Here is a 25,350-nt window from a genome sequence, read left to right as displayed (position 1 = left end):
TCCGTTACATCTTAACAAGCGCGAAATCATCTGCCGAGGCTTTCGCTTCGACCGCGATTCCGGCGAAAATCGTTCCCTCCGTCGCCGTCAGGCGTTTGTTGGCGTCGTCCCAATAGATTTTCTGCCCGACCGCGAAAGCTGCGGTTGTTTCCGCCGGGAATTCATAGACGCCCTCCAGACCGACCGAGCCGATTTCCCCGTTTGCAATCCCGCATTCCGCGACGCCGATCCGGGAAGAAAGAACCACCACATCCCCGTAGGCGATATTCGCCCCCGTGTCGTTTTTGTAGTTGATGATCTTCCCGGGCTGCACATAATTAGCCATTGTTAATTCCTCCGTTTCTCCGGCGTCAGGCTTCGACGCCGGGATTTTTGACCAGTCCGCGGTACCCGAGCAACGTGATCCCGCGGTCCCCGTAAATCCGGTACCGGATCCCGAGATGGTCGAAGCTCACTTCGGATTCGACGACCGGGGTTTCGTTGCCGTTTAAGTAGCTGATTTCGATCGTCGGCGTCAGCGCCGGGTTCGCCGCGAAGAAATACGGCTGCGCGCCGCTGTCCACATCCAGCTCCGCGTCTGTGATCATCTGCAGCTTGTTGCGGAACACGTTCGCGACGTTCGCGTTGTTCTGGGACGGGTCGGCAAGCGACGCGAGCAGCGCCTCAATGCTGGTTTCGGTCGAGGAACCGGTCAGAACAAAAGCGGGCGCGATGTTGAGCTTCGTTTTTCCGTCCATGTCGGTCTGCTGGCGCATCAGGCGGCGGGCCTCCGAAAACGACGCCGTTCCCGGGGCTGCCCCGGTTCCCAGGTTTTTGTGCGGCGCGCTGAACAGCTGGTTCCCGTCCTGCGTCGCGGGATTGGATTTCAGGATTTCATAAACGCTCTGGTTAATCCCGCGCGCGAAAGCCAGCGTGTACGCGGTCAGCGTCCGGGTGATCTGCCCGATATCATCGTTGATGAAAAGCTGACGGGTAAAGTTGACCATCTTGCCGACCGTGATCAAACGGCGGGTCGCAACCTCCTGATCGGAGAGCTTCGCTTCTTTAAATTCGCCGTTCTGCGGGATTTCCTCCAAAGCCCCGCCGTCGCTGATCTCATAGATGTGCGTCGGGCGGAAATCCGGCTGGCTTGCCGTGCTGGTCCAGAGCTGGAATGTGGTCGGGGCCAACTGCTGCGCCGCAAGGACCGTCCGGTTCGCAACGTCGTCCGCGATCGCGACGAACGCGCTGTCCGGCGTCATCGACCGGCGGAACAGATCGTCCCGGCTCATGCGGTTCGCTCTGGATTCTCCTTCTCTTGTAAGGCACTCCGCCGCAATCGCCTGCAAGCTCATTCCCCGGAATTCATTCGCGCCGTCCGCCGGAGCTTCAACCGCCACACCGCAGCGCATCAGCAGCCCGTCCGCGGCCGCGGAGCGAAACTTATCCGCCTCGTCACGGGTCACGCTCACGTTGCCGCCTTCCGCGCCCGCAGCGACCGGAGCATTGCGCTGCTGCAGCTGATTCAGAATTTGAGAACGCACCAGGTCGATCGAAGTTCCCGCCGTGATGTACCCCGCCGCCGCGTCGTCCATGTCGAAACTGCGGCACAGCGTTGTGATTTCAGCGGACCTCTGCCGTTCCGCCGCCACCGGATCCGGCGCTGCCGCGGGAGCCGCCGGCTTTGCCGTGCTCTGTGCTCTTTCTTCGGTCTGTCCCGCTGCCGGGACAGCTGCTCCGCTTTGCGAAGCGCCGCTTCCCGTCCCGGTCAAAGTGTTTTCATCCATGTTTTTTACCTCCTCTGAAATTGTCATATTTCTTCCGAGCCCAACCGTTGGATCGGCGGGGATCGGCGCTAAACTGATTTCCCAGGCTTTCCACTGAACCGCAATATTCGCCGGGCCGGTAAAACGCCCGTCCGCACTTTTCTGTCCCGGCTGCAGTTCCATCCACGCTCCCACGGTATAACCGACGGAAACGCCGCTGAGCATTCCCTTGTCCAGCTTTGACTGCAGCCGCGCGGCTTGCGGGTCGTCGGCGTCCATTTCGATCACCGCCCGGCATTTGTGTGCCGGTTCGTCCAGCCATGCCTTTACCACCTTGCCGATTGGCACCTTGCCATAGGACGGATCCGTTCCGTGGTTAAACAGCAGGACCCCCGTACCGCCGTCGTTAAAACAGCTCAAGTCTACCGCATCCGGCGTGTGCGCCAGAATTTCCGGTACTCCCCACCTCACATAAGGCTCCTCGCTCGAAAAAGAGATTTCATACTGATTCTCCGCTCCGTCCACCGCCCGGCATTCCAGCGTCTGCTGCCGAACCAAAATTCCGGAACTTCCGTTTTCTGCCGCCCGGGTTAAAAACGGACCGTTATTCCTCATCATTGAGATCCTCCTCGTCGTTATTTTCATCGTCCGGTTGATCGGGCGGAGCCTCCGGCACCGCCGCGGAATTGAGTCCGCTGTCCAGCCCCAGCTTCCGGAGCATGTCCGTTTCCCGCTTTCGCTGCGCCAAAACCTCGCGCCAGTCCTTGCCCTTTTCCGCACAGATCTCCTGCAGCGTTTTTTGATTGGTCTGCAGCGCGGTCAGGTTCGCACCCGTTTCCTTGGCCGGGTCGATCCAGTCCCACCCGGAGGCAATCCACACATGACGCCGGTACGGAGCCGGTTCCCGGAAATAGTCCGGAATCGGAATCCGCCCGGTCAGCACCGCCCAGTCCAGCCACTCGGGGTAAATCACGTCCAGAAGGTGATCCACCAGGTACTGCTGCTGCGGCATATAGGTCCTTTTGTCCTCCAGAAACCCCTGCCGGGCGGAAGAATAGGTCGACCGGCTCATGTCGCGCGAAACCGCCTCGTAGCTCAGACCGATCGAGCTGCCTGCCATGCGCTGGGTCGTCTTGATGATCGGGTCCACCGTGGAGCTGGTTCCCGCCGGCGCGATCGTGGAAATTTTTTCGCCGGGTTTTAAGTATGTAATCGTGCCCTGCTCCAATATTTCGGCTTTGGGCGGCGGCTGTCCGGGGCCGGCCCCAGGAACCGCCTCCACCGGCGCGTCGTAATAGCCGCGTCCCAGCCCCGCGACCCCGGTCAGTATCCCGGTATCCTTTTCCACCACCGCCGAAAGGTGGGACAAAACCCGTTCTTTTTCGATCGATGCGTCAATTAGCTCGTTCGTATCGTCGATACGTCCGAGCGCCGGGGCGAAAGGCGTCATCTCGCGCACCTGGCTCGGCCTGGTCAGGTATGGCAGATATACAACCCGGTCCGCCGGGATCCGCTGTGACTTGACCGAAACGCCCCACTCATCATAAACCTTGATGAAATAAGCGACCGGCCTGCGGTACTCGTCGATCTCGATCCCGCCGACCACCCTGTGGTTGTCAAACATCTGCACGCTCGAATCCAGATCATCGACTTCCAGCAGCTGCAGCTGGTACCGCCCGGCGAGAAGCACTTTCAGAATCAGGATTCCGCCGTCCGTATACCGTCGCCGAATCACCATTGACGCAAGGTCCGAAAAACTGAAGCGCCCGGTAACTTCGCAGTTTTGCGGACGGCACCACTCGCGCCAGGCCTCCTCAATCTGTGAATTCAGCGTTTCATCGTCCCCATCGGCCGCGTTTCGGACCTTCGCCTGAAGGACAAACCCGGAACCGACCACATTGCGCTCCAGTGCCAGAATCTCGGCGTTTAGAATATCGCTGTTCCGCTCCTGGTCCCGGGACCGTCCGCGGATCAGATCCCGGTTCCCCTGGTTCGCCTGCTCTCCGGTCGGGTTACTCCGCGTCCAGCCGCCGGCACGCGGCCCCGTATCCGCGGCGGAGTAAAAGCTCCTTCCATACTGAGCCCACGCTTCCCGCCGACACGCGGTTTTCGGCGCGATCGGCAGCAACATCCGGTTAATCAGGCTCATTTTCCGGCTCAACTTATCACCTCCTCCGCCTTAAGAACGCAACCGTCGTTCCGGGCCGCGCAATCAGGTCAATTTCTTTGCTGACCATCCGGTACTCCGCGTACAGCGTCGCAAGGTCCGCCCTCTGTACGGTTCTTGTCCCGATCCGGTATTCCTGCGCCCCGTTCTCAATTTTTTTAATTGCCTGCAGGATCCCGTCTCTTCGCGTTTCCAGCTCCGCAATCGTCATCTCCATCGCCTCCTCCGGAAAGATTTCCCGCCGTATGTTCTTTTTTCCTCAATGCCGGAGGGTTCCGGCATCAGATTCGGCTGCCGTTCCGGCGGTACTGCTTCGCTCTGTTCCCTCCTCGCCTGGTTCGCCCGAAGCGTCCGGATCCCGAACACATCCGCGGCGCAGGCGGCATAGACTTCGCAGTCAAGATAATGGTTCGCGGCCCCGGTCGATTTTTGCTCCCAGTGACTGACCAGGTGTCCGCGCACCCGTGAAATTACCTTCTGCTCCGCAGTGATCATTTCGGCGTACTCCGGGTCGCAGCCATGAAAAACAAACCATCCGCCCTCTTCTTCATCCCGCAAAATGCGGGAAAAGATCATGTCCTTGTAATAATCCGTGTCGACCATCAGCAGCGTCATCCCTTTGGAAATCCCGTCCCGGTCGATCACCGAAGGCCGGTATTTCGTGATCATACGGTTGCTGGAGCCCTTGACCGGAACCGCCCACTCACGATTGACGGCGCAGAAATCATAAACGTCGTCGGTCTGGTCTCCGGAATCCACCGCGCACAGGTTTACCTGAAAGCGACTGTTTCGCTTGTCCCTGTATTCGGCGTTCATGACCTCCTCGATTTCATTCCAGGTAAATGCCTGTCCGTGCGCGATGTTGTAGCTCGTCATGTTCGCGCGCCACGCCCGGACAACCCAGTAAAAGCATTTTCTCTGAACGTCGACGCCGCCGGTCAGCATTACCGTTCCCGGCGGGACTACCAGCTTTTCGAAATTGCTCTGCCGCTCCGCCAGCAGCCGGTCCGCGTCCAGTTCGCGCTCGACCTCTTTGAACGGCTCCCCGAGCCAGGAATTGATAAAATTCTGCAGCAGCTCCGGCTGATCCTTGTCATCCAGGAATTCCGCGGCGATGTCACCGAACCGCAGAAGCGGAGAATAAAAAGCATTGAGCCGAAAGGCGATCCTGCGGCGGCTTCCGTTGGTTTTGACCGGTTTCCATTCGCAGTGCCGGACCATCTCGTTTTTCTCGGCGTCCGAAATTAAACAGCCGCATTCCTCGCAGACGTAAAACGCTTCTTTTCTTGCCTGGTCCGGGCTGCTCCCTTCCGGCCAGCGCAGCTGACGGAATTGAAACGTCCAGCTCGCGCCGCAGTTCGGGCATTTCACAAAGCACTCCATCTGCGTGTCGGCCTTCAGCCAGTTCTTCCAGGTCGGTCCGGATTCAAAAACCGGCGTCGAAACCCTGACCGTTTTCTTGTTCGCAGGGTACGTTTTCTGCCGCTCCATCGCGAGCTTTGCCGGACTCGCTTCCTTCCCGGCCTGAACCGGATACTTATCCTCTTCATCCAGAAAAACATACCGGATCGGAAAAGAGGCGAGGTCGCTCGGTGAATTCGCTCCGACGATCCCGATATTGACGCCGCCGGAAAAATTCAGATCCAGCCGTTTGCTGCTTTCGTCGAACCGTTTTTTCAGCTCTTTGCAGTTCATGATCATCGGCCGGATCCGGTGCTCGCTGATCCGCTCGGCCAGTTCTTTCTGGGGGTACACAACCAGCATTGGTCCCGGGTCCTGACAGATCGCGGACCCCATCATGTTCAGGATCGCCTCGGTTCCGCCCTCCTGCGTCGCTTTCACCACTCCGATTTCCTCGACCTCCGGATCGGAAAAAGCGTCCATAATTTCCCGCAGATAAGGCATGTAATCCGTCCGCCAGGGTCCCGGTTTACTGGATTCCGCCAGCGACAGCACCCGGTATTCGTCGGCCCATTCGCTGACCGTCTTTTTCCCGGGAGGCCGCAGCGTTAAAAGCGCGGTCCGGATCCAATCCGGCACAACCCACGGCTTCACGGCAAATCAGCTCCCGGTTGATAGACTCCGTCGACCGACATCTGCGACAGCGCGTCCTCGACCCGGTCGGTGATCAGCTTGTCGATTTTTCTCGCTTCATCCGCGTCAATGTAAGAGGCAACCGTCATTCCCAGTTCATGACCCAGGCCTATCACGGAAGCCCGAAGCAGCGAGAAAAGCCTGCTGAGCGAACTCACAATTTCCGTTTTCGGCAGATATTCTCCGCCGGCGATCTGGTTCTTCATTTGCGTCGCTTCCAGCTGGGCCTGTTTCAGCAGCGCGTCATAGTGGGTTTTCATCTGGCTCGGTGACATCTTTGCGGGGTCCGTTCTGGCGACTTCCGCCAGGCGCTCTCCCTCTTTCTGCGCGTTCCATTCCGTTACGGCCTTGATATCGTAATATCCGTGTCTCGCTCTCGGGCATCCGGCCTTAACCCAGTTGCTCAGCGTCGCAGGGGTTACCCCGAAATATGCCGCCGCATACTTTGTACTCGCGATAATCGTTCCGCCCTCGAAATACAGGTCTCCTTTTTGTTCAACCTTTTCCTCGTCAGCCAAACTCCGCGCCCCCTTCCCCATTGATGATTTTTCAGCTTGCTTCCATTCCCGGAACACCAAAATTCACACCAGCAGCACACCCCGCTTTTTCGTCAAAACGCCGAACCGCTTCTGCTTTTGCCGCGTTTGGCTCGATTGCGGCTTTCCCGTCGTTCTGCACAAGTTTTACCTGTGCGGCAAGGGATTTCGGCTTTTCAAAAATTCAAAGTAATTCCGCCGTTTTTAAAACGGGTATTCCCCGGGCCTCGCAAGACCCGCAACGGGGGTATGGGGCCAGAAGGACCCGTAATGTTCTCCCCTCCTAGGCGTTCCTGATGTAAAAGCGGAATATTCTGTGGTAAATACGCTGTTATCAACACTTTCAACCACTAGATGTTGATAACTGGCAGAGTCCATTTGAATTCAGGAATCGGGCTTTAATTTCAGCCTGATTTTAATTTGAATACGAAAAAAGAGATATGCCCATGCGAGCATACCTCTCTGAGCATGATTATACGTCAAGAACGGTGTTGATTTCAACCGGACATTTGCGGACATTCCCGGACATTTCCGGCCATCTTTTAGGAAAAGAATGTGCTGCATCGGTCCAGCTCCCGGATTGCCATGCTCGTCAGGCGGCGCATATGCCGTTCCGAATAGCTTTTTTTCTCCCGAAGCTGCCGGGTGCTCATCCCGTCGATATACAGCCCCTCGATGATGGACCTCAGCTGGTTATCCTCCATCAGGGCGAGCGCGTCGTTCAGCTCTTGCCGCAGTCTTCTGGTTTCGACCGCCAAATCCTCGCATTCCTGTCTGGCCTGCATCGCGGTTTCCTTGATCGTATCAGGCCGCCCCTTTCCGCCGCGATTGAGAATCATTCCGGACGGCCCGGCACTCAGGCTTTCCCAGCGGATAGCATCATCGCATTTTTTCTTGAGCCGGTCGGCAGACAACAAATACTCTCTCAATTTCTTTTTCTTTTCATCATTGTTCATTATTGTAAAAAACCTCCTCATGGATAGAAATGGAGCTTCATGGAAGAGCGGATAAGCTAAAAAAGGAAGATGAATTCTGATTATGTGGATACTTATGGAAAGGTGGAACACTTCGTATAAAACTGTTCTATAGTTTGCCTAGGGAAAGTTTCCGGAAGTCCCTCCAAGGTTCCACGCCCCTCCATTACTGGGGGGTAGCGGGGGCCATCGTCGCGAGCTGCGTCCCGGCGTCTGACAGAGTCACATCGACAAATTCGTTGAATCTTGAGGTTTTTCTCTTGAAAAAATGATAGTTGTCCTGAAGGTCCAGAGAAAACTTGCTTTGAGACGCGGGATAACGTTCTCCGCGTTCCGAACACCAGGCCCTATAAACCCCGTAAAGCCGCCCGGACGGAATCGAACAGCCTTTTTCCTGCACGATGCAGTCCTCGACAAACTGTTTCATCTTATCCATTTCACGCCGATATTCCTCGTTTGCGGCGTCAACCAGCACACAGTCTGGCATTCCCTCCCGGTACCAGTCCACGGCCCCGCGAAGCGCCCACTGAAAAATGCCTGGCTTTTCCGCCAGCAGCTTCTCCGCGAGATGAATATCCTTTTTGTCGTCGGCAATCTGTGCCTCAAACGGAAGCATCCGGACCCGTCGCCAGATCCCGTGATCACTGTGTTTGATGATCGGCTTGACATTGGTCGCCATCACGATTTTAAACTCCGGCCGGAACTGGAATTCCTCCCGGTAAAGCCTCCGGGCCGTGATGACATCCTCGCCGGTCATCGTCTTAACCAGGGCCTCGTCCAACACGCAGCCGCCCGACGGCTCCGACGTCGTTACAAGGCGGACGCTCTTCAGGCGGGCGATATCGGACCGGGCCGCGGAGGAATTGCCGCGGTCGACGCGCATGATAGTATCGGCCTGCGCGTTTTTCGTGTAATCCCCGAACAGAGAGCTGACTATATTGACAAACGTGCTTTTTCCGTTGGAGCCCGTGCCGTACAGAAAGAAAAGGCACTGCTCCGCCGTCGATCCGGTCAGAAAATACCCGACCATGCGCTGGATGTAGAGCTGAAGCTCTTTGTCGCCTTTGGTGATCTCTTCCAGGAATTTAAGCCATAACGGACAGGCAGCACCCTCTATGTACTCCACGTCCGCCAGAAGCGACAGCTTCAGCCGGCGGTCGTGCGGGCGCAGCTTCCCGGTTTTCAGATCAACAATGCCGTTTTTTACGTTCAGCGCGTCCTTGTACCGATCCAGCTCGTTCGGAAGAATCGGGATTCCCGGAAGGTGCTGCGTTTCCTCGATCATTGCTTTTTTCGCCTTGCTGGACCTTGTTCTCCTGATATGCTTCATCAGCGTTTCGTTCACGGCATTATCCCCGCCCGGGTCTGCTTCCTTTCGCATCCGCTCCAGAAGCTCGTCCGCGCGGCGCTTAATTTCGCCGGTCTGGTCCTCGCACCATCGCTGGCCGCTCCAGATCATCCAGATTTTGTTGATGTGGTCGTACTTGATTTCGCTGCTGTACGCGTCACGAAAGCGATAAGCGTTTCCCGTGTCGTCGTAGGTGTAAAGGCGAGGATCCTTCTGGATTTCAGGCCCGGCCGGAGGATGATCTTCCGCGGGATCCGACGGAGGGGAAACTCCCCCTTTCGGCGGTTCCGGAGGCGGCTCCGGCAGCGGAATCTCTTTCCGCTGATATTGGCGGTCAATCGGGACAAACGTGCGGTCCTTACCCTTGACCGCGCGCGAAAGCGTATATTGCCCGTAGGTCCGGCCTCCTCCGACGGAACGATCCCATTTGTCACGGTACATCCCGGACGCGCGGAAAACACGGTCCATTCGCTCCGGATTGCAGTCAAACCAAAAGGCCAGATAGCTCGCGAAAGCAAAATCCGCCTCGCTCTGCGACGGATATTTGTTTGTTGACCAATCCCCGCGATACAAGCGCTGCATTTCCTCCCCGTTTTTGGAGCGAAACGCAATATCGAGAATTTGCTCATCGGAAAGGTCCCTCGCCTGTTCCCCGGTCGAACCGTTTCCAGGCAGTTCCTTTCTCTTCGGAGAAACAGTCACAGGCTGCGGATCCTCGTCAGCGGATTCCCCGAACCGCGTCTGCCTCGCGTTTTCACGCGTTAAATACTTTTTATGGATTTTATCAAGCGTTTCAGTGCATTCCCGAAGCGGATAAGCAAAGCCGTCCTCGTCGCAAAAAACATTGCCTGTAACGGTGAAATAACGAACCGAATCGTACATTTCAAGGCCCAGCATCGGGTCTTTGCGGCCGTCCCGATTGGGGAGCTTTCCCTTGCAGAGAATATGAATTCCCGTCCCGCTCGGCGAAACCTCGGCGTAGCTCTGCAGGCCGTCGATCAATTCCTTTGCGAAATCGGACGGCTCCCCGTCGTCAATGCAGTGATCGATATCGACGCCGGCGATTCCGTCTCCCAGCTCAAACCCGATTCCGGACGCTCCGTAGTCGCGCACCGCCTGAATCGCCTCGTCAAAGGTCCCCCAGGTCGAGCTGTCGTCGGCCTTCGCGTGGAAAAGCTCCCCCCTGAAATTGGGCCGAGGGCAAAGGGGACTTTTGTCCGGATAACGATGACAGACCCACTGTTTTCGGCGGATCAGTTCCTGCGGTATATTGTCGTATTGCATTGCATCACCTGATTACTGCTTTATATTTTTTCGGATCGTCCCGGCCGAAATAATCGTCCAGATAGACGCGCAAGGCGTCGCCGTCTTTTACCAGCGACACCCTGAGCACCGTCCCGATCAGTTCCCCGGCGATCCGTTGCAAATCCTCGATCGAATCAATAAGATACCCAAGCCTCAGCAGATCGCGCCGGAGATAATCGGGCAATACCCCCTCAAAAATGTACCTTTTTACGATTTCATCCCCTTTTCCATCGCCGGCGGTCACCGTCAGCGCAAGCTCGAAAATTGTTCTGCCAACGTCTTTCCCGACTCCGTCGCGGCATTCAGCCTCGGTTACGATTACCATCTTCCGGGCGCGGTCCCGTAGCTCCATTTTTATGCCCTCCCTTCCGGTCAGGCCTCTTCCGGCCTCCCGAAATATGTTTCATAGCTCTTCGGCGAAAGTATGCCGACAGCCCTTTTTGCCTCTGCATCGTTCATTTTTTCCAACACAAAATTCTCGCTGCACAAGGCTCTGACTCTCTTGAACCAGTTTCCTCTCCTGGTACGAAAGATTTCCTCTCGCCAGCTGCTGGCGACCAATGTCGCCGTATCCGTGTCATAAAGTTTTCCATCAATAATTGTTTGCATCTCTATTTATCCCTCCGTATTTTTTCTTGAATGTCTTCTTAAAGCATTCGCTGCAAAGATCTTCCCCAACCCAAAAATCATGAATTACCCCTCCCGTCCATCCGCCGGCGGCAGTGAAAACTCCTGGTCCATCAGGGCTCCGTTGCGGATCAGCGCCGCCTTGTTTTCCAGCTCGTCAATTTTTTCCCGCATCTTCGAGACACATTTTCTGACAACCTGCTCAATCACGTCTGCGGAAGATAAATTCAGGATCATCAAAAAGTTTTCGTATCCGGAATCGAGCAGATCAAGAAAACGACCCGCGGAAATCATCGTATCGTCCCGCTCCAATCCAGCCTGTTGCCGGGCCTGAGCCTTTGCTTCTTCCAGCTTGCGCTGAGCTGCCGCAAGTTCTTTTTCATATCTCAGGCTGGCGTCCGCAGCGCCCTCAGCACGAAGGACTTTTTTTATATCTTCGCCGGGTTCCTGAACGGCAACTTCAATCGGCCGGGATTCCAGTTCCTTAACCGTGTCCTCCAATTCCGTGATTTTCTGAAGGTCGAGCTGTTTCTGGCTTCGGGCAATCTGCAAACTCTCGTTCGTCTTTTCCAGTTTTACTAAAGCATCCATGTAATTTTTGTATTCCTGACGGCTTTTCTCCCGGGCGGCAGCCGCTTCTCTATCGGCTTTCGATTCCCGTTCTCTGGCCTGAGCCGCCGCATTCCGCGCCTCGTCGCGCTCTTTGATTGCCTGTTCCAGCTCACGCTTCGACATTTCTGAAACGGTCTTTTCCTCACCCTTTACCAGGTGCGTCGTCTGGATAAAATCGTCCCTGTCGTCCTCCGGGACCTGGAGCAAGGCAAGTAATTTTGTATAGGGCAAATCCGTCACCGTTGACGTATTTGAGAATTCCTGCGCGATCCGCATAAACCGTTGAGCCGATACCTCCGAAAACTGGATCTGATCCCGCAGCCACGGAAGCCATTCTCCATGCGGAAGCTGCTGTTTTGCTTCGATCAGACGCTTCCCGATCTCGATAATATTCTGTGCCGTTTGAGCCTTATAGAAATTGATTTCCATCGTAATCCGTTCGATCGGACGGGGCGCGGCAGCGGAATCACCGGACGGAGTCAGCGCCGCACCGGGTTTCTTTGCCGATTTCTTTGCTTTCCGGATCATTTCCAGCACACGCTGTTTTTCCTGCTCCTCCGTCACATCCGGGCGCTCCGGTTTTCCCTCAAAAAAGCGGTCCGAAATAGCCGCAAGCGAGGCGACGCCCGCTTTCGTCTTACTGAAATACAGTGACAAACAATACCGGCCGTCCGACCCGTAACAGACCCCGCGCTTGTCCATTTCTTTCGCGGAATCATCCAATCCGGGAAGATTGCGGGAATAGTTCCAGATTTCACGGGCAAAATCGAGGTCAAGCGTATGAATTCGGCCGACGTGAAAGCTGTCACGGGTCCGCGGCAGATCGGCGGTTGTGCGGTAATTAATTTTCCGGCTCGCGCGACATTCATAGCCGATAATTTTTTCATATGGTACTCCATGAAGCGAAACCACAAACGGGCAGCCGAAACACTCATGTTTTGCTCCAAAATCACCGCCCAGACGGTACCCCGTCGTATCGGCGGTCGTATCTTTTTCAAACGTCTTTCCGCATTTGCAAATATAGGTCTGTTTCAACGCTTTCCTCTCTTTCTGGGCCTCCGAATAAAACCGGCATCCCAAGGGAGTATTCCAATAATCCCTGGTTTCTGTTTTGAAGAAAAAGCAACGCTGCGCGCACTCACAAGCCCATTTTCTCGTCTCAAGAGGCGTTACGTCGCAGCCTTTTCTTCTGCTGCAGCCAATAATCCACTGACGAAAATCATCATATTTTCGGACGCCAGTAAAATAAGGGCAAACCTTACTATACAGAACAGCCTGTCTTTTTTTCTGGTATCCATCAAGCATTTTCTTCATCTGCTCATCGGTCCAGCCGGACACATCATCCATATTTCCGTAGCACCGCAGCTGAAGTATCAGCTCATTACGATCCATAACGGCCACGCCCTTTCCTGCCGCCCCGGACGCGGTCCTGCATCCAGACAGGGGGAATCCAGTTAAACCCATAAAGGGCAAAAAACATATCAGAGCCCGCCGCGAACCATTTTTCCGCCAGCTGCTTCGCGTCATAAACGCCAACCGTTTCACCGAACCCGTTCCGGACAATCAGCACGTCGATATGCTTGCAATAGTGTATTTCCCACCGATTTTGACGGTTACCTTTCAAATAATCGTTATTCTTCAAAATGCATTCCTCCTGAAAAACGATTGCTGTGCCATCATTGTCTCGACGCGGTCACTGGCGAGCTGATAAATTACAGGGTCAATTTCAAATCCAACGTAGTCAAAGCCGTTATTGAAACAAGAAATCAGACTTGAAGCGCTTCCGACGTGGGTATCAAGTATCTTCCACCCCGGTTTCGCGTAGGTTGTAAGGATCCAATCGTAGAGAGCAATCGGCTTTTGGCAAGGGTGAATCCGCACTTCATTTTTCTGTTTGTTTCCCTGCTGAATCCATCCCTCCGATATGGATTTTCCCTGCATCATGCCATTCCACATATACCGAAAAAGTCTTACGCTGTCATGCAGACTGCAATATGCAATTTCACAATCGGAAAAGCTGGATTCGCCATTGCACTTGTCCCAAACAATCCGACCAGGGCCGAACTGATGATGAAAGTAATTGCATCCCCATACGATTTGATTTTTTGAAACCCGAACGAGTTCTTCGAAATATTTTTCTGTAGGTAAATCCCATGATTGAATTTTCGGGTAATCTACACGCCGGATATTGAGGGTGTTGATCTTCTTGCCGTAATAGCCGCGCTTGTTCGGACCATCGAAGTAAGGGGGATCCACAATCGCAAGTTCAAAATATTTTTCCGGAAACCGCTTCATGCCATCCATGCAGTCCATGTTGTAAAAATGATTTAGCTCAAGCATATTTAAAACGGCAGATCGTCGTCGGTCGGCATCGGAGCGCTTTCCCCTTCCGGAATCGAATCAATCGCACTCCCGGAGCAATCGCCGGAACGCTCCGGAGGCGGATCCGGAAGAGATTTTGTCCCGCCTTTTCCGGCGCTGTCGCCCGCGAACCGAACATCGTCCGCAATCAGCTCCGACACCCAGCGCTTGATTCCGTCTTTATCCGTATAGGTTCTGTTTTCAAAATGGCCCTGGACAAGGATCGGCTTGCCCTTCTTGAAATATTTCGTGACGAACTCGCCGCGGTTTCTCCATGCGATCACATCAAAGAAATCGGCCTTTTCCTTTCCTTCGACCTTATACGGCCGGTCGACCGCGATCCGGAACGTCGACACCGCGACGCCGTTCGGCGTGTGCCTGAGCTCCGGGTCCGCGACCAGGCGGCCCATCATCACCGTCAGTGAATACATTTGTTTCCCTCCAATCAGTACGCGCGCCGGCCGCGGGTGCGATTATGTACGGCCTGTTTGAGGATTTTTCGGCTCCGCTTACAGCTGATTTCCTGAAAAGCCTGTTCCGTCCCCTTTGCCTTCCGAACAGCTTCCTGAACACGGTGTTCCTGTTCCTTCCACTCAACCCAACGAGGGCAATCCGAATGACACCCCAGGGCGCGGTCTGAACACCCATAGCAGGGCGGCTGCCGCATCATGGGCGCCTCCCGGCATAATTGACACCGGAAGCTAAAACGGTTATACTGGCATTGATCTTAATTCCCATTTTTCCAAGACCGCCCTCGGTGTTTGCAGCGCCGCCGGCGGTTTCTTTTATGCGCTTTTTCACGTCTGAAATGGTTGATTCAAGCTCCGAACTGATTTTGCGAAGCTGCCCCGCGCTGATGACACAAATCAGGCGGCTTCCAATCATAAAGCCCCGAATCATATTCGCCAGGGATTCCGCGCGTTCAATGGTCTCGGCATACTCGATGTGCTGAATGGTGTTTCTTAAAATCCGGACCGTCTGTTCCGTTCGGTTCATTCTGTTTCCTTCCTTTCTTTTTAGGCGTTGACCCGCCCCGAATTTCACAATGAGGGCAGACATAGCCTATCTTCGGGATTTTTTGATTGACGCTGATTATCCAGTACGAACCGCAGACGCGGCATCTTGCTGTCATTGGCCTGTCCCCCTTTTTCGGTTTTAACGTCCTGTCATTTTGAACTCAGGGCGAAATGAAAACTTCACCGTACCCCTTGTCGGGGTAATACCGGCAGCCTTGGTACCCCGGCACCTTATTCGCTGTTGCCAGCACATTGATAAACGTCTCAATCCGCCGCGCCCGCTCCTCCGGATCCAGCTCCGGAACGATTTCCTCAAAGCGCAGCTTGCCGACTTTTCGCTTTCCCGCCAATGGCATCATCTCCTCACTATAATCTATGCGCCTGTGTTTGTACTACTTTCCGGTTTTTTCGTCCGGCTTCGTACGGGCATATTTCAGCGCCATAATCGACGCGGAAAGCCGGTCCATCTCCTGCATGATGCGGTCCCACTCCGGCCGTTCCGCTTCCGATATAATTCCGTCGCAGGTAATGTCAATCATGCGGTCCCGTTCCTTGAGGAACGCGTTAACCTCATTGAGCACGTTCAGAAACGCCGCGGGGAGGTCTTTCAGTTCGATTTCCGGTAAAATCTGGCGACCGATTTCCGCGCTGTTTCGCAAGTGCTGATAGGCGAGATACTGGGTTCCGTAAACCTCAATCATCCTTATTACCGCGTCGTTCGGCGGGTACCTCCTGCCGGATTCATAGGCCCGAAGGCTTTCAACGGACACATCGACCAGCTCCGCGGCCTTTTCCTGCGTGATTCCGGCACTTTCGCGGGCAATTTGATAGATATTTCGGTATTCCGACTGCATGGAATTATCCTCCTTTCCGTGGGATAATTAGGATAAAGCGGAGGCCTGATCCGGTTCCGAATCCAGCCGATAGTAATTCCCGTCCGCTTTCTTCTTAAAGGAAACGTCCATGTCTTTCAGGTTCCGGCCGAAGGTTGTCAGGGATTCCGGCTTGATCCCGTTCGCGTCGCACCACCGGTTATAGAGCTCATACAGCTCCGTCGCCTGAATCCAGTCGTTTGCCAAACATCGCTCCGCCAAGAAATCCGAATCCAAGAAGCGGCTGACGCTTGTCTCCTGAACATCCTCGATGCGGAATATCATGTCCGTGTCAATCTCCCCGTGGAGAATTCCGACGATCACCGCGCGGTTGATCTGCTCCCGCTGTGGGCCGGACATTTTCGCGTTGTTGACGTAATAAACCAGCTTCTGCAGCTTTTCCATATCGAGCTTTTCGGTCATATATGCTCCCTCCTCACGCGCTTTTCTGCGCGAGTTTTTCTTCTTCCGTGATAATAAATTCAACCGGCACATGGAGAACGTCCGAAAGGCGCTTTGCCATGAGCAGTTCCATATTCTTCTGGCGATTTCCATTTTCGATTGAGTTATAGTAACTTAACGAAACGCCAAGTTCATCGGCTATATCCTGTTGTGTAAATTTTCTGTCACAACGCAGTTTCTTAAGATAAGTCCTCACTCTCGCACCTCTTTTCTATTCAATTTGTGAAGTACAATATTATAATAGCCGCTACTTCTCGATTTGTCAAGCTAATTCTACTCTTTTTGTGAAGTTGTATGTACTTTACTAAATGTAAAGTTTATAATGTCCGTGGAGTGATAAAAATGAACAGGTTACGTGAACTCAGACGAGAAAAAGGCCTAACCATGAAGCAGTTAGGCAATTTCTTCGGGTTAGCAGAAAGTACGATCAGTCAATATGAGACCGGTAAGCGTCAGCCTGACAATGAAACTCTTATAAAATTCGCAAATTATTTTGATGTTACAATAGATTTTCTTCTGGGCAACGACTCGAGCAGCAAGCAAAAAAAAGAGCCCGTCACAGATCGTGACAGGCTGTTGGAAGATAACATAGAGCTTTTCAAAAAGCTACCGACGGACAAGAAGAAGCAGGCGCTTGACTACCTTCGCTATCTGGTCGAGCATCAAGGGAAACAATAAATGCTTTTTCCAGGTTTAAGGATTCGCTGTTTGCACGGTTTAACAGAGCGGTAAATTCCGGCTCATACTCCGCATCCATTCATTCACCCTCGCATCCATCCGCATTCCGTAACAAGTCGAACAAGTGTTCAGTAGCGATATTCTTATTTTAACTCTATCTCCGGAAAAGTCAACTGGTTTTTATAAAAAAAGCCGCCCGCTGGTGCGAACAGCGGACGGCACTGCCATAAGAAGCGTCTGTCTAATGCCTCTTGAGAATATTATACACGGGTTTGTCATATTCTGTCAATCCGTGTGATTCGAGGGGTGTAAATATGGATTTTATCGATCAGATCAAGCAATTCTCAAAACGCGTTGAAAGCATGAAAGACTCCGTCCAAACGGAAGAAGCGACCAAGACATCCATTATCATGCCCTTTTTCTCGCTTTTAGGCTATGACGTGTTTAATCCGGCGGAATTCGTCCCCGAATTTACGGCAGACGTTGGCATTAAAAAGGGTGAAAAAGTCGATTATGCAATTCTCTCGGAGGGTGAACCTGTCATTCTTATCGAATGTAAATGGATTGGTGAACCGCTGGAGAAGCATGATTCTCAGCTTTTCCGTTATTTTGGTACGACAAAAGCAAAGTTTGCTATTTTGACAAACGGCATGATCTACCGGTTCTATACCGACTTAGAAGAACCGAATAAAATGGACGAGGTTCCTTTTTTGGAAATTAATATCCTCGACATTAAAGACGGCCAGGTCGCAGAGCTGAAAAAATTTCACAAATCCACTTTCAACGTCTCTGATATTTTCGATACGGCCTCTGAATTAAAATATTCTCACGAATTTCAAAAGGTCTTTGCTACCGAGCTTCAAAATCCATCGGATGATTTTCTGCGCTTATTTCTAACTCCGGTCTATTCTGGAGTAAAAACGCAGGCGATCATGGAAAAATTCCGTCCCGTCTTGAAGAAGGCATTAAATGGTTATATCAATGAATTGATGAGCGATAAAATCAAGTCAGCTCTTGGAGTAAATACGGACTCTCCATCCGATGCCCATGTGGAAGAACCGGAGGAAGAACCGGAATCAGAACCAGCTGTTCCTGAAAGCAAAATTGTAACAACCGAGGAAGAACTGGAAGCCTTCGTGATCGTCAAAATGATTCTGAAAGATACCGTTTCACTTTCAGATATTTCCTATAAAGACACCATCAATTATTTTGGCGTGTTGTATCAAGGAAAAACCACAAAATGGATTTGCCGTTTTGTATTTCGAGGTTCCCATAAATATTTAATTCTTCCGGATGAAAATAAAAAGGAAGTAAAAATAGAACTTGAGACCATCTATCAGATTGCGGACCACTCAAACGAAATAGTTCAAGTATTGCAGCGTTATCTTTAATGAAATGATGGGAATATGGGGGTAGGTTCAAATGAAATGCCAAAAATGCGGAAGTGAAAACGTCAATACTCAGGTTGTTGCAGAAACACAAAAAAGAGGTTGCCTTACAGTGCTACTGTACATCATTCTTTTATGTATTCCCGTGATTGGCTGGATTGCGTTGTTTATGCTGCTGCGCGGCAGAAAATCAAAAAATATAACATATGCAGTTTGCCAAGACTGCGGGCATAAATGGAAAATCTAAAACAAACGAAAAGCCACCCTTTCAGCGTCGTCTGAGAGGGTGATCTCATATGGAGGAACACTATGATCGCCATATACGCCCGCCAGTCCATTGAACGGCCCGACAGCGTATCCATTGACGCGCAAATCGAACAGTGCCGCCGGCTGGCACAGGAAGACGCCCAGACCTATTCCGACGTGGGATACTCCGGCAAGAACACAAAACGGCCGGAATTCGAGCGCATGATCCAGGACATCAAGGAAGGAAAAATCACTGCCGTTGTATCCTACCGCCTGGATCGTATCAGCCGTAACATTATCGACTTCGCAAATTTGCTCAGCCTGTTTGAAAAATACGGCGTCAAATATATGTCCGCGACCGAGCAGTTCGATACTTCGACTCCAATGGGCCGGGCCATGATTTATATTGTCATGGTATTCGCGCAGCTGGAACGTGAAACAATCTCCACACGAATTTCAGACAACTACCGCTACCGCTCCGCCTTCGGCCTTTTCATGGGCGGGAATACGCCGTTTGGTTACGACCGGAAACGGATCCCCCTTGACGGCAAAAAAGTTTCCGTCCTGACCCCGAACGAACAGGCTCCGGTCCTTCAGCGGATCTTCCGTATGTTTACGTCTCACAGCAGCATGGTCAGCATTTGTCATGAGCTAAACCGTGAGGGTATCAAAACCGCAAAAGGGAACCTGTGGACAAACCACGCCCTGCGCCGCGTATTGGAAAATATCAGCCCCTGCCGCGCCGACGAACGGCTGTATGATTATCTGTCCGCCTGCGGCTACAATCTGGCGAACGGATTAGAAGACTTTGATGGGGAACACGGGATGTGTCTGTTTTTTAAGAACAAAAATCGGAATCAGGAAACGGATCCGGAAGAACAAACCGCCGTTGTGGGGATTCATCCTCCCATTTTATCATCGGAGGAGTACATTGCAGCTCAGCAAATTCTGGCCAGTCACCACGCAAGCCCCGGAAAGCGGTCCCAGAGGACCTTTTTGACCGGCCTTGTACAGTGTCAGGAATGCGGGCACAGCTTCGGAATCAAATTTACCCAGCGGGGGGACCGTCATTACGCTTATTTCCATTGCCGGGGGAGGGAATCCCGCGGCGTCTGTGAAAACAATAAGTTTATTCCCGCCGAAGAACTCGAAAGCGGAATTCTGGATCTGTGTATCCGTCATTTATCCAAGGTAGACATCAAACAAACTCCTTCGGAACCGGAAGATCATTACCGCGTCTCTTCCGCGCAGGCCCAACAGATCCGACTGCAAATCAACAACCTGGTCGATAACATCGGGAAGGGAAACTCCGTCGTCGACGGGCTGCTGACAAAGAAGATTACCGCCCTGCAAACTCAGCTGGACGATCTGAACCAAAAGACCAGAGTCCAGAAGCCGCGCCCGGTTATCAGCCAGGCAACTCTCGACTGGCTGAAAAACCAGCTGTCCGAATTTGACAAGCTGGAATTGCCACAAAAGCGCGACGCGATTCAGCGCATGATAAAGACCGTATGGATCGACAAAAACGGGACAATCAAAATCGAATATCTCTTCTAGCTTATATCTTCCGGCGTGAAGTCGCCGGGATGAGAAAAGAACACCACCCATTTCCCCCGATAATCCGAAAAGCGGATCGGCCCGAAGGTTGTGTTCGCGGTAAAATCCGGCGCTTCCATCCCTATGCTTAAATGGCCGCAGCGGTCCATTTGATCCATTTTCATGTTCATATTGTCCATATCCATCATAAAGAAAAAACCTCCTTTTGCTTCTGTTTTATAATACGCGCCGTGATAAAAACTGTGCGGCAGCCCGCCGCGCCCCATCGGCCGGCGCGGGGAATAAAACGGCTTTGTCCGCAGAAACTAAAAGCGGAAAGGAGTTATGTAAATGGGACAGGAAACACAGGGAGAAAACAACGGGCCTTTGCCAAAGGCCATCAACGAATTTACACCGGAGCCGGAAGCGGACGCGCTTTCCATCACGGGGCTTGTCAAAGCCTCCGGCAAAATAACCGGGTACCAGCTCTCGGACGGCAGAAAAGTCACCCGGGATGAGGGCGTTCATCTGGCAAGAGAGAACAAAATCCGGGGCGTGGCGGTCGCCGTGAAAAAAGGGACGGAATACCTTCGTTCCCTTCCGGACGGCTCGGAGGACAACAATCTGGGCAGCCTGCCGACCGTTTCCCAGTAAAGCTGAATCAAATTCGGCCTCCGGCCGCCTGTTGCAGCAAAAAAGCACGGGCGGCCGGGCCATTTTTCACAAAGCGTGCAAAAATGGATTGCCCGCGGAACCGAAACATGCTATAATCGGTTTTGGCTGAATTGTTCGGCCCAGAGCGGGTAAACCGCGTTACCCATACGGAGGACTGATAAACATGGCGGGTTGGGAAAGCTATACCATGCCAAGGTATTTGAAAATCGCAATGGATTTGGCCGCGAGAATTGCGTCGGGAGAAATTCCGGAGGGCTCCCGCCTGAAGGGGCGCTCCACCCTGGCCACGGAATATAACGTTTCCCCGGAAACCATACGTCGGTCCATGTCCATTCTTTCCGATAAAAACGTGCTCAAAATCATGTTAGGCAGCGGGATCGTCATTCTTTCCAAAGAAAACGCGATCCAATTTATCAAGAGCTTTAAAGACGACGAGCGGGTTGCCGACCTTCGCCTGAAGCTCGCCCAGCTGATGGAAAAGCGCAGCGGCATGGATGAAGAAATCCTTTCGCTGACCAAACAGATTATCGACATGTACCGCTACAAGCGGTCCGACCTGATCACGCCCGTGGAGATTCCTCTTCCGGGCAAATCGCCGATCATCGGCAAAAGCATCGGGGAACTGGAAATCTGGCACAATACCGGGGCGACCATCATCGGCGTGGTTCAGCAAAAGGACATCATCCTTTCCCCCGGCCCGTACTACGAATTCTGCGCGTCCGACCGTGTCCTCATCGTCGGCGACGAAAACGTCATCGAGCGTTTTAATGCCTTTGTCAACGGAATTTTATAAATCAGCGATTTCATGTCTCCGTCCCGTGCTTCTTTTTTTGGGAAGCACGGGATTTTTTTCTAAATTTGCAGTTTCTCCGGCCGAAATGATACAATAGAAAACAGAAATAAGGGAGGGATTCTATTGCTGCCTTGCATCATGGCAATTGAAAACGAAGAAGAGCGCCAAACCATGGACCAGCTGTACCGGCAAAATTACAAACTGATGCTGTACATAGCAAAAGGGATTTTAAAGGACCAAAGCAAGGCCGAAGACGCGGTTTCTCAGACTTTTGTAAAAATAATTGAAAAATTTCAAAAATTTTCGTTTGAAGACTGTAACAAAACCAAGGGTTTGGTGGTTATATTAGTGAAACATATTTGTTACAACATGCTGCGGGAAGAATCACACCATTCGCAGGTGTCTCTGGATGAAGAGAATTTCCAGGCTGATTCCTTCGATTTGCCCTGTGACCATCTGCTGACGGAAGAAACGTACCGGGCGTTGCAGGCGGAGCTGAACCGGCTGGATGAAAAGTTTCGCATCGTGCTGGAATTAAAATATGTGTACGACTATTCTCACGAAGAAATCGCGCAGCTTTTGGACATTTCACCGGGGAACGCCCGGGTGCGTCTTCACCGCGCGAAAGCGGCTCTTGCAAAAGCAATGAACGAAAGGGGATTTCATGGTGAATAACGTAAAATTAAACCGCGAGCTTTTTGAGGCAATGCTGAAAGAGGCGGTCAACGAAAATTTTGAAAAGGAGGTTCAAAGCCTTCCGAGCGAAGCCGCGCTCGCGGACTGCGAGCTTTCTTTAGGGACAAAGCGCAGAATCGAAAGCATGATCCGCGAAGCCCGCGTAAAGTCGATTCTCCGGCGCGTCAGGGCGGTTACGAAACGGGTCGCCGTCCTTCTCGCGATCATGATTCCCGTATCGCTCGGCAGCCTGCTCAGCGTGGAAGCGTCGCGCAACGCCATTTTCAACGCGATCATCGAATGGCGGAGCGGCAGCGCGAAAATTTCTTACCAGCAGGGTGAACGAAATTCCGGCTCCTCCGGTATGGAGGAAGATCAGGCCAGTAAGCAATATTTTCCTTCCTATGTTCCGGCTGGGTTTACGGTCAGCAAAAAATCTGAGCTCGGGGACATTTTCTATACAGTTTATAAAAATAAAGAGGGACAGACGATTGACTTTCAACAGGCGAGCTTATCCGCGGGAGGACAGGAAGTGATTGATTCCGAACACAGCACCTATTCCCAAATTGATATTAATGGGAACCAAGCATCCCTTTTCCGGGCCAACACAAAGGACGATTCCTCTTTTCTTCTATGGAAAAATGATCATTCCAGTTTTCTGCTCATGTCAAAGATCGATTCGAAAGAGCTGATTAAGATGGCCGAAAGCATCAAAGTTAAATAAGGGCGAGTGAAAAAATATTTTTAAAAAAATTTCTAAAAATCTGTAACATTCTGGAAATTCAGGTGTTCTGTATATAGAAATAATTTTTAGGCCGTTCATTCGGCCTCAGAAAGAGGGATGTAAAAATGAAAAAGCAAGTAGTTTCTCTGGCCCTGTCCGTTTGCATGCTGCTGTTCAGTTCCGGTCTTCCGGCGTTTGCGGCGACCTCCTCCGCGGGAAGCGCAAACTCCGGCGTGCATGTAATGCTGGTGAACACGGACAGTATCCATCTGAACCTGAGTTTTTCCGGCGACAAGTCAGAATCGACCGTAATAATTCGCGGAAAAGACGGAACCAGCAAGATTAAAGCGGACGTTTACCTGATGCGGGTGGAAGGCAATACTTCCACAACAGTCAAGCATTGGAGCGCGACCTCCTACGGCGACGAGCTGGATTTTTACAAGGAATACTACGTTTCCAGCGGATACACATACGAATTAATGCTTAACGCCGCCGTCACGCGCAACGGAAACACGGAATATATCAATACTTCCACAAAAGCCGACTGCGGCTGACTCCCGGTCCAAAGCTGATTACAAGGAACTCCCTTTCACATACACTTTGCCGGCGGCTCAACCGCCGCCGGCACCCATTTATTACTCATCCGCAAAGGCACTCTTTTTGAAAGTTTCTAAAAAGCCTTTAAAAATTTTTAAAAAGAGTGTAACAAAACGGCTTCTCAGGTGTTTTGTAGGGTAGAAGGTAAAAATTTATTAATTTCATTCCATTGTTTTCAATGCAGCGCGCGCTTTGAAATAAATTTTTGTTTCAGAAAGAGGATGACACCGATGGACTATTTTGAGGGGAGACTGATTCCCCTGCCCGGCAACTCTTTCGTACGTCCATAGGCCAAAATAAAAAGGAGGAACAAAAATGTTAAAGACCAAATTAAAAAAGTTATCAGCTCTTTGCGCAGCAGTTGCTTTGATTGCAACTTTTACAGTTTCAGGCTCTGCAAAAACCATACATGTTAATGCAGACTTTCATAATGATATTGACAATTATTATGATTGGTGCAACACGGTGTACAAGCCACAGCCGGCAAGAGCCGGAGTCCATGTTTATCTAAATCCAAATGATAGTGGGGCTGCATATGTGAGAGTAAGTTCCACAGGTGAAGAGGCGCATAAAAACTTTACTTTTAATAAGGCCACTTCATCTGGATGGGTTAATACATCTTGGGTTTCCATTTCTGCGGATTATGCTACTTCTTTAGACCTTTCCGGTACTCGGTACGGACCCAGCGGCTCTAAGGAATTCTATGACGTCTATTACGAATAATTAATTCAACAGCAGTTATGGAGGTTATACTCCATAACTGCCTCATTTTACATCCTATGGCGGAGGGAAAGATGAAGACATTCTATTTGGTCTTTTCAAGAATCAAGCAATATTTCAAGTCAAACAAACTGATTTTCTGCCTTTTTATCATCGGCGGTATTTCTTGTGCAATCACTTTTATTTATTTTTATGGGAATATGGTAACGGTAAAAAAGAATTCGGGAAAAAATGACGAGGCTTATCGAACTTATACGATCGATCTCTCTTCACCGCAACATGTAAAGTCAGACGAACTCAAATCCTACTTTCGCAACTACGGGGTTGAACGCATGGAAGCAAGCTGCGTCGTTCCCCAAAAGGAATTGGCATGCGTAAATATTGGCGCAACCTTTACAAAAAACACAAAAAACGGATTTTATGTTAAAACTCCGTTGTCCGGCGGGGATACCATGAAAAGCGTAAAGGGACGAACTCAATTTACGGAACAGGAACTGAAAGACGGAGAAAGGGTTGTCGTGATTCCCATGGAATTTCTGCGGGACAACAATATGCCCGAAAGTCTAAAAATACAGGGGATAAAATACAGAATCATTGGAATAAGCATCGATACGGTCGCCTTTTATATACCGCCGTCCGCATTCGATCGCGATGGATTTGCTGCCGACCGCATTTCGGTTCTTTTGCAGCAAAGATTAAGCGAAAAAAACAATCAAAGCTTTACGGAAAAGCTTAAGCGGATTTTTCCGCAAAGTGAGATCAGCGGGCCAGATTCGGTCATTCAAAGCGAAGAAAAAAAGGCGCCGAAAGAAATCCTAATGATATCAATAGTTTATTTGATTTCCCTTATATCCTTTATGTTTTTAATGAAATTCATGGTCGATGTAAACAGCAGCGAAAATATAATTTACTCACTGGTAGGTGCGGCAAAACATACCGTAATGAAAATCATCGCATTGGAGAATTTTGTTTTGAATCTTTTCATCGGGCTTTTTAGCATCGCAATTCACGTGCTGTTGCGGAATGCCGTGTTTGAGAAAGTAAATACAACCGCCGGAATCCAATATGAAACGAAGGATTATATGATTATTCTGCTTGTCATGCTGGCTGTCTCCGTCCTGGTCCAGCTGCCTTTTCTCTGGAACTACTACAGGAATACGATGATTACTCTGAAAAATAAATATGTCTTGGAGGATTAG

At 51.6% G+C, this 25,350-nt stretch carries 31 protein-coding genes; 11 read left to right on the top strand and 20 right to left on the bottom strand.

Features of this window, described 5'->3' with window-relative positions; genetic code table 11:
• Positions 1-4: 4 nt before the first annotated feature.
• From CAFE_RS08960 to CAFE_RS08875, 19 genes are all read right to left on the bottom strand, one after another.
• Positions 5-325, bottom strand: a complete 321-nt coding sequence (locus CAFE_RS08960) for a DUF2190 family protein (protein ID WP_156990411.1) — start codon at positions 323-325, stop codon at positions 5-7.
• A gap of 25 nt (positions 326-350) precedes the next feature.
• Positions 351-2,363 (bottom strand): prohead protease/major capsid protein fusion protein, encoded by a 2,013-nt coding sequence (locus CAFE_RS08955; RefSeq protein WP_156990410.1) that lies wholly within the window; start codon positions 2,361-2,363, stop codon positions 351-353.
• Positions 2,350-3,906: a phage portal protein gene (locus tag CAFE_RS08950; RefSeq protein ID WP_156990409.1), complete on the bottom strand. Its 1,557-nt coding sequence runs from the start codon at positions 3,904-3,906 to the stop codon at positions 2,350-2,352. The genes CAFE_RS08955 and CAFE_RS08950 overlap by 14 nt, the downstream gene beginning before the upstream one ends.
• Before the next feature lie 4 nt (positions 3,907-3,910).
• Complete coding sequence (locus tag CAFE_RS08945; RefSeq protein ID WP_156990407.1) at positions 3,911-4,123, bottom strand: peptidylprolyl isomerase; 213 nt, start codon at positions 4,121-4,123, stop codon at positions 3,911-3,913.
• Positions 4,120-5,967 carry a terminase gpA endonuclease subunit gene (locus tag CAFE_RS08940; RefSeq protein WP_156990405.1) on the bottom strand — a complete coding sequence of 616 codons (1,848 nt, stop codon included), beginning with the start codon at positions 5,965-5,967 and terminating at the stop codon, positions 4,120-4,122. The genes CAFE_RS08945 and CAFE_RS08940 overlap by 4 nt, the downstream gene beginning before the upstream one ends.
• A complete protein-coding gene (locus CAFE_RS08935) occupies positions 5,964-6,524 on the bottom strand; it encodes a hypothetical protein (protein WP_156990403.1) in 561 nt (186 codons plus the stop codon). The genes CAFE_RS08940 and CAFE_RS08935 overlap by 4 nt, the downstream gene beginning before the upstream one ends.
• 560 nt (positions 6,525-7,084) lie before the next feature.
• Positions 7,085-7,498, bottom strand: coding sequence for a DUF1492 domain-containing protein (locus tag CAFE_RS08930; protein WP_166525103.1), 414 nt, complete (start codon positions 7,496-7,498; stop codon positions 7,085-7,087).
• A gap of 184 nt (positions 7,499-7,682) precedes the next feature.
• Positions 7,683-10,148, bottom strand: a complete 2,466-nt coding sequence (locus CAFE_RS08925; protein ID WP_156990400.1) for a phage/plasmid primase, P4 family — start codon at positions 10,146-10,148, stop codon at positions 7,683-7,685.
• A gap of 4 nt (positions 10,149-10,152) precedes the next feature.
• Positions 10,153-10,521, bottom strand: coding sequence for a hypothetical protein (locus tag CAFE_RS08920; protein WP_156990399.1), 369 nt, complete (start codon positions 10,519-10,521; stop codon positions 10,153-10,155).
• A gap of 20 nt (positions 10,522-10,541) precedes the next feature.
• The gene (locus CAFE_RS08915; protein WP_156990397.1) at positions 10,542-10,778 is read right to left on the bottom strand and encodes a hypothetical protein; all 237 of its coding nucleotides are present in this window, start codon (positions 10,776-10,778) and stop codon (positions 10,542-10,544) included.
• A gap of 84 nt (positions 10,779-10,862) precedes the next feature.
• A complete protein-coding gene (locus tag CAFE_RS08910) occupies positions 10,863-12,800 on the bottom strand; it encodes a DUF3102 domain-containing protein (RefSeq protein WP_166525102.1) in 1,938 nt (645 codons plus the stop codon).
• Positions 12,790-13,050, bottom strand: a complete 261-nt coding sequence (locus CAFE_RS19670; RefSeq protein ID WP_166525101.1) for a hypothetical protein — start codon at positions 13,048-13,050, stop codon at positions 12,790-12,792. Before CAFE_RS19670 ends, CAFE_RS08910 begins: the two co-directional genes overlap by 11 nt.
• The gene (locus CAFE_RS08905) at positions 13,047-13,712 is read right to left on the bottom strand and encodes a DNA methyltransferase (RefSeq protein ID WP_207708882.1); all 666 of its coding nucleotides are present in this window, start codon (positions 13,710-13,712) and stop codon (positions 13,047-13,049) included. The genes CAFE_RS19670 and CAFE_RS08905 overlap by 4 nt, the downstream gene beginning before the upstream one ends.
• Before the next feature lie 38 nt (positions 13,713-13,750).
• Positions 13,751-14,200: a single-stranded DNA-binding protein gene (locus CAFE_RS08900; RefSeq protein ID WP_156990393.1), complete on the bottom strand. Its 450-nt coding sequence runs from the start codon at positions 14,198-14,200 to the stop codon at positions 13,751-13,753.
• A gap of 235 nt (positions 14,201-14,435) precedes the next feature.
• On the bottom strand, positions 14,436-14,765 hold the full coding sequence (locus CAFE_RS08895; RefSeq protein WP_156990391.1) for a hypothetical protein: 330 nt from the start codon (positions 14,763-14,765) through the stop codon (positions 14,436-14,438).
• A 181-nt stretch (positions 14,766-14,946) separates the two neighbouring features.
• Entirely contained in the window at positions 14,947-15,135 is a 189-nt protein-coding gene (locus tag CAFE_RS08890) for a hypothetical protein (protein WP_156990390.1), read from the bottom strand.
• A gap of 42 nt (positions 15,136-15,177) precedes the next feature.
• Positions 15,178-15,639 (bottom strand): helix-turn-helix domain-containing protein, encoded by a 462-nt coding sequence (locus CAFE_RS08885; RefSeq protein ID WP_156990389.1) that lies wholly within the window; start codon positions 15,637-15,639, stop codon positions 15,178-15,180.
• 27 nt (positions 15,640-15,666) lie between these two features.
• Positions 15,667-16,080, bottom strand: coding sequence for a primase-like DNA-binding domain-containing protein (locus CAFE_RS08880; protein ID WP_166525100.1), 414 nt, complete (start codon positions 16,078-16,080; stop codon positions 15,667-15,669).
• A gap of 13 nt (positions 16,081-16,093) precedes the next feature.
• A complete protein-coding gene (locus CAFE_RS08875) occupies positions 16,094-16,315 on the bottom strand; it encodes a helix-turn-helix transcriptional regulator (protein ID WP_156990386.1) in 222 nt (73 codons plus the stop codon).
• Positions 16,316-16,461: 146 nt separating this feature from the next.
• Here CAFE_RS08875 and CAFE_RS08870 point away from each other — a divergent pair, with 146 nt between their 5' ends.
• From CAFE_RS08870 to CAFE_RS08855, 4 genes are all read left to right on the top strand, one after another.
• Positions 16,462-16,797 carry a helix-turn-helix domain-containing protein gene (locus CAFE_RS08870; protein WP_166525099.1) on the top strand — a complete coding sequence of 112 codons (336 nt, stop codon included), beginning with the start codon at positions 16,462-16,464 and terminating at the stop codon, positions 16,795-16,797.
• 314 nt (positions 16,798-17,111) lie between these two features.
• Positions 17,112-18,188 (top strand): type I restriction endonuclease, encoded by a 1,077-nt coding sequence (locus CAFE_RS08865; RefSeq protein WP_156990384.1) that lies wholly within the window; start codon positions 17,112-17,114, stop codon positions 18,186-18,188.
• Positions 18,189-18,219: 31 nt separating this feature from the next.
• Positions 18,220-18,432, top strand: coding sequence for a DUF805 domain-containing protein (locus CAFE_RS08860; protein ID WP_156990383.1), 213 nt, complete (start codon positions 18,220-18,222; stop codon positions 18,430-18,432).
• Positions 18,433-18,494: 62 nt separating this feature from the next.
• Positions 18,495-19,988 carry a recombinase family protein gene (locus CAFE_RS08855; RefSeq protein WP_156990382.1) on the top strand — a complete coding sequence of 498 codons (1,494 nt, stop codon included), beginning with the start codon at positions 18,495-18,497 and terminating at the stop codon, positions 19,986-19,988.
• Here CAFE_RS08855 and CAFE_RS08850 read toward each other — a convergent pair.
• Complete coding sequence (locus CAFE_RS08850; protein ID WP_233452759.1) at positions 19,985-20,176, bottom strand: redoxin domain-containing protein; 192 nt, start codon at positions 20,174-20,176, stop codon at positions 19,985-19,987. The genes CAFE_RS08855 and CAFE_RS08850 overlap by 4 nt on opposite strands.
• A 142-nt stretch (positions 20,177-20,318) precedes the next feature.
• Between CAFE_RS08850 and CAFE_RS08845 the strand changes: the two genes are divergently transcribed.
• The 7 genes from CAFE_RS08845 to CAFE_RS08815 all read left to right on the top strand — a co-directional run bounded on the left by CAFE_RS08845 (position 20,319) and on the right by CAFE_RS08815 (position 25,350).
• Positions 20,319-20,621, top strand: coding sequence for a DUF3892 domain-containing protein (locus tag CAFE_RS08845; protein ID WP_066645751.1), 303 nt, complete (start codon positions 20,319-20,321; stop codon positions 20,619-20,621).
• Between the two features lie 184 nt (positions 20,622-20,805).
• Entirely contained in the window at positions 20,806-21,435 is a 630-nt protein-coding gene (locus tag CAFE_RS08840; RefSeq protein ID WP_156990381.1) for a TrkA C-terminal domain-containing protein, read from the top strand.
• A gap of 123 nt (positions 21,436-21,558) precedes the next feature.
• Positions 21,559-22,110 carry an RNA polymerase sigma factor gene (locus tag CAFE_RS08835; protein ID WP_156990380.1) on the top strand — a complete coding sequence of 184 codons (552 nt, stop codon included), beginning with the start codon at positions 21,559-21,561 and terminating at the stop codon, positions 22,108-22,110.
• On the top strand, positions 22,100-22,834 hold the full coding sequence (locus CAFE_RS08830; RefSeq protein WP_156990379.1) for a DUF4367 domain-containing protein: 735 nt from the start codon (positions 22,100-22,102) through the stop codon (positions 22,832-22,834). Before CAFE_RS08835 ends, CAFE_RS08830 begins: the two co-directional genes overlap by 11 nt.
• A 125-nt stretch (positions 22,835-22,959) precedes the next feature.
• Complete coding sequence (locus CAFE_RS08825; RefSeq protein ID WP_066645745.1) at positions 22,960-23,388, top strand: hypothetical protein; 429 nt, start codon at positions 22,960-22,962, stop codon at positions 23,386-23,388.
• A 358-nt stretch (positions 23,389-23,746) separates the two neighbouring features.
• Positions 23,747-24,154 (top strand): hypothetical protein, encoded by a 408-nt coding sequence (locus CAFE_RS08820; protein WP_066645743.1) that lies wholly within the window; start codon positions 23,747-23,749, stop codon positions 24,152-24,154.
• Positions 24,155-24,225: 71 nt separating this feature from the next.
• Positions 24,226-25,350, top strand: coding sequence for an ABC transporter permease (locus CAFE_RS08815; RefSeq protein WP_139104076.1), 1,125 nt, complete (start codon positions 24,226-24,228; stop codon positions 25,348-25,350).

Source organism: Caproicibacter fermentans (assembly GCF_009746625.1).
GTDB classification, from domain to species: domain Bacteria; phylum Bacillota; class Clostridia; order Oscillospirales; family Acutalibacteraceae; genus Caproicibacter; species Caproicibacter fermentans.
This window is presented reverse-complemented; position numbering and strand designations above follow the sequence as displayed.

Excerpts from the sequence above, each read along its gene's own strand:
- CAFE_RS08960 (WP_156990411.1), bottom strand. The coding sequence starts at position 325 with ATGGCTAATTATGTGCAGCCCGGGAAGATCATCAACTACAAAAACGAC.
- CAFE_RS08955 (WP_156990410.1), bottom strand. The coding sequence starts at position 2,363 with ATGATGAGGAATAACGGTCCGTTTTTAACCCGGGCGGCAGAAAACGGA.
- CAFE_RS08945 (WP_156990407.1), bottom strand. The coding sequence starts at position 4,123 with ATGACGATTGCGGAGCTGGAAACGCGAAGAGACGGGATCCTGCAGGCA.
- CAFE_RS08930 (WP_166525103.1), bottom strand. The coding sequence starts at position 7,498 with ATGAACAATGATGAAAAGAAAAAGAAATTGAGAGAGTATTTGTTGTCT.
- CAFE_RS08925 (WP_156990400.1), bottom strand. The coding sequence starts at position 10,148 with ATGCAATACGACAATATACCGCAGGAACTGATCCGCCGAAAACAGTGG.
- CAFE_RS08920 (WP_156990399.1), bottom strand. The coding sequence starts at position 10,521 with ATGGAGCTACGGGACCGCGCCCGGAAGATGGTAATCGTAACCGAGGCT.
- CAFE_RS08915 (WP_156990397.1), bottom strand. The coding sequence starts at position 10,778 with ATGCAAACAATTATTGATGGAAAACTTTATGACACGGATACGGCGACA.
- CAFE_RS08910 (WP_166525102.1), bottom strand. The coding sequence starts at position 12,800 with ATGGATCGTAATGAGCTGATACTTCAGCTGCGGTGCTACGGAAATATG.
- CAFE_RS08905 (WP_207708882.1), bottom strand. The coding sequence starts at position 13,712 with ATGGATGGCATGAAGCGGTTTCCGGAAAAATATTTTGAACTTGCGATT.
- CAFE_RS08900 (WP_156990393.1), bottom strand. The coding sequence starts at position 14,200 with ATGTATTCACTGACGGTGATGATGGGCCGCCTGGTCGCGGACCCGGAG.
- CAFE_RS08895 (WP_156990391.1), bottom strand. The coding sequence starts at position 14,765 with ATGAACCGAACGGAACAGACGGTCCGGATTTTAAGAAACACCATTCAG.
- CAFE_RS08885 (WP_156990389.1), bottom strand. The coding sequence starts at position 15,639 with ATGCAGTCGGAATACCGAAATATCTATCAAATTGCCCGCGAAAGTGCC.
- CAFE_RS08880 (WP_166525100.1), bottom strand. The coding sequence starts at position 16,080 with ATGACCGAAAAGCTCGATATGGAAAAGCTGCAGAAGCTGGTTTATTAC.
- CAFE_RS08870 (WP_166525099.1), top strand. The coding sequence starts at position 16,462 with ATGAACAGGTTACGTGAACTCAGACGAGAAAAAGGCCTAACCATGAAG.
- CAFE_RS08865 (WP_156990384.1), top strand. The coding sequence starts at position 17,112 with ATGGATTTTATCGATCAGATCAAGCAATTCTCAAAACGCGTTGAAAGC.
- CAFE_RS08860 (WP_156990383.1), top strand. The coding sequence starts at position 18,220 with ATGAAATGCCAAAAATGCGGAAGTGAAAACGTCAATACTCAGGTTGTT.
- CAFE_RS08855 (WP_156990382.1), top strand. The coding sequence starts at position 18,495 with ATGATCGCCATATACGCCCGCCAGTCCATTGAACGGCCCGACAGCGTA.
- CAFE_RS08850 (WP_233452759.1), bottom strand. The coding sequence starts at position 20,176 with ATGATGGATATGGACAATATGAACATGAAAATGGATCAAATGGACCGC.
- CAFE_RS08845 (WP_066645751.1), top strand. The coding sequence starts at position 20,319 with ATGGGACAGGAAACACAGGGAGAAAACAACGGGCCTTTGCCAAAGGCC.
- CAFE_RS08840 (WP_156990381.1), top strand. The coding sequence starts at position 20,806 with ATGGCGGGTTGGGAAAGCTATACCATGCCAAGGTATTTGAAAATCGCA.
- CAFE_RS08830 (WP_156990379.1), top strand. The coding sequence starts at position 22,100 with ATGGTGAATAACGTAAAATTAAACCGCGAGCTTTTTGAGGCAATGCTG.
- CAFE_RS08825 (WP_066645745.1), top strand. The coding sequence starts at position 22,960 with ATGAAAAAGCAAGTAGTTTCTCTGGCCCTGTCCGTTTGCATGCTGCTG.
- CAFE_RS08820 (WP_066645743.1), top strand. The coding sequence starts at position 23,747 with ATGTTAAAGACCAAATTAAAAAAGTTATCAGCTCTTTGCGCAGCAGTT.
- CAFE_RS08815 (WP_139104076.1), top strand. The coding sequence starts at position 24,226 with ATGAAGACATTCTATTTGGTCTTTTCAAGAATCAAGCAATATTTCAAG.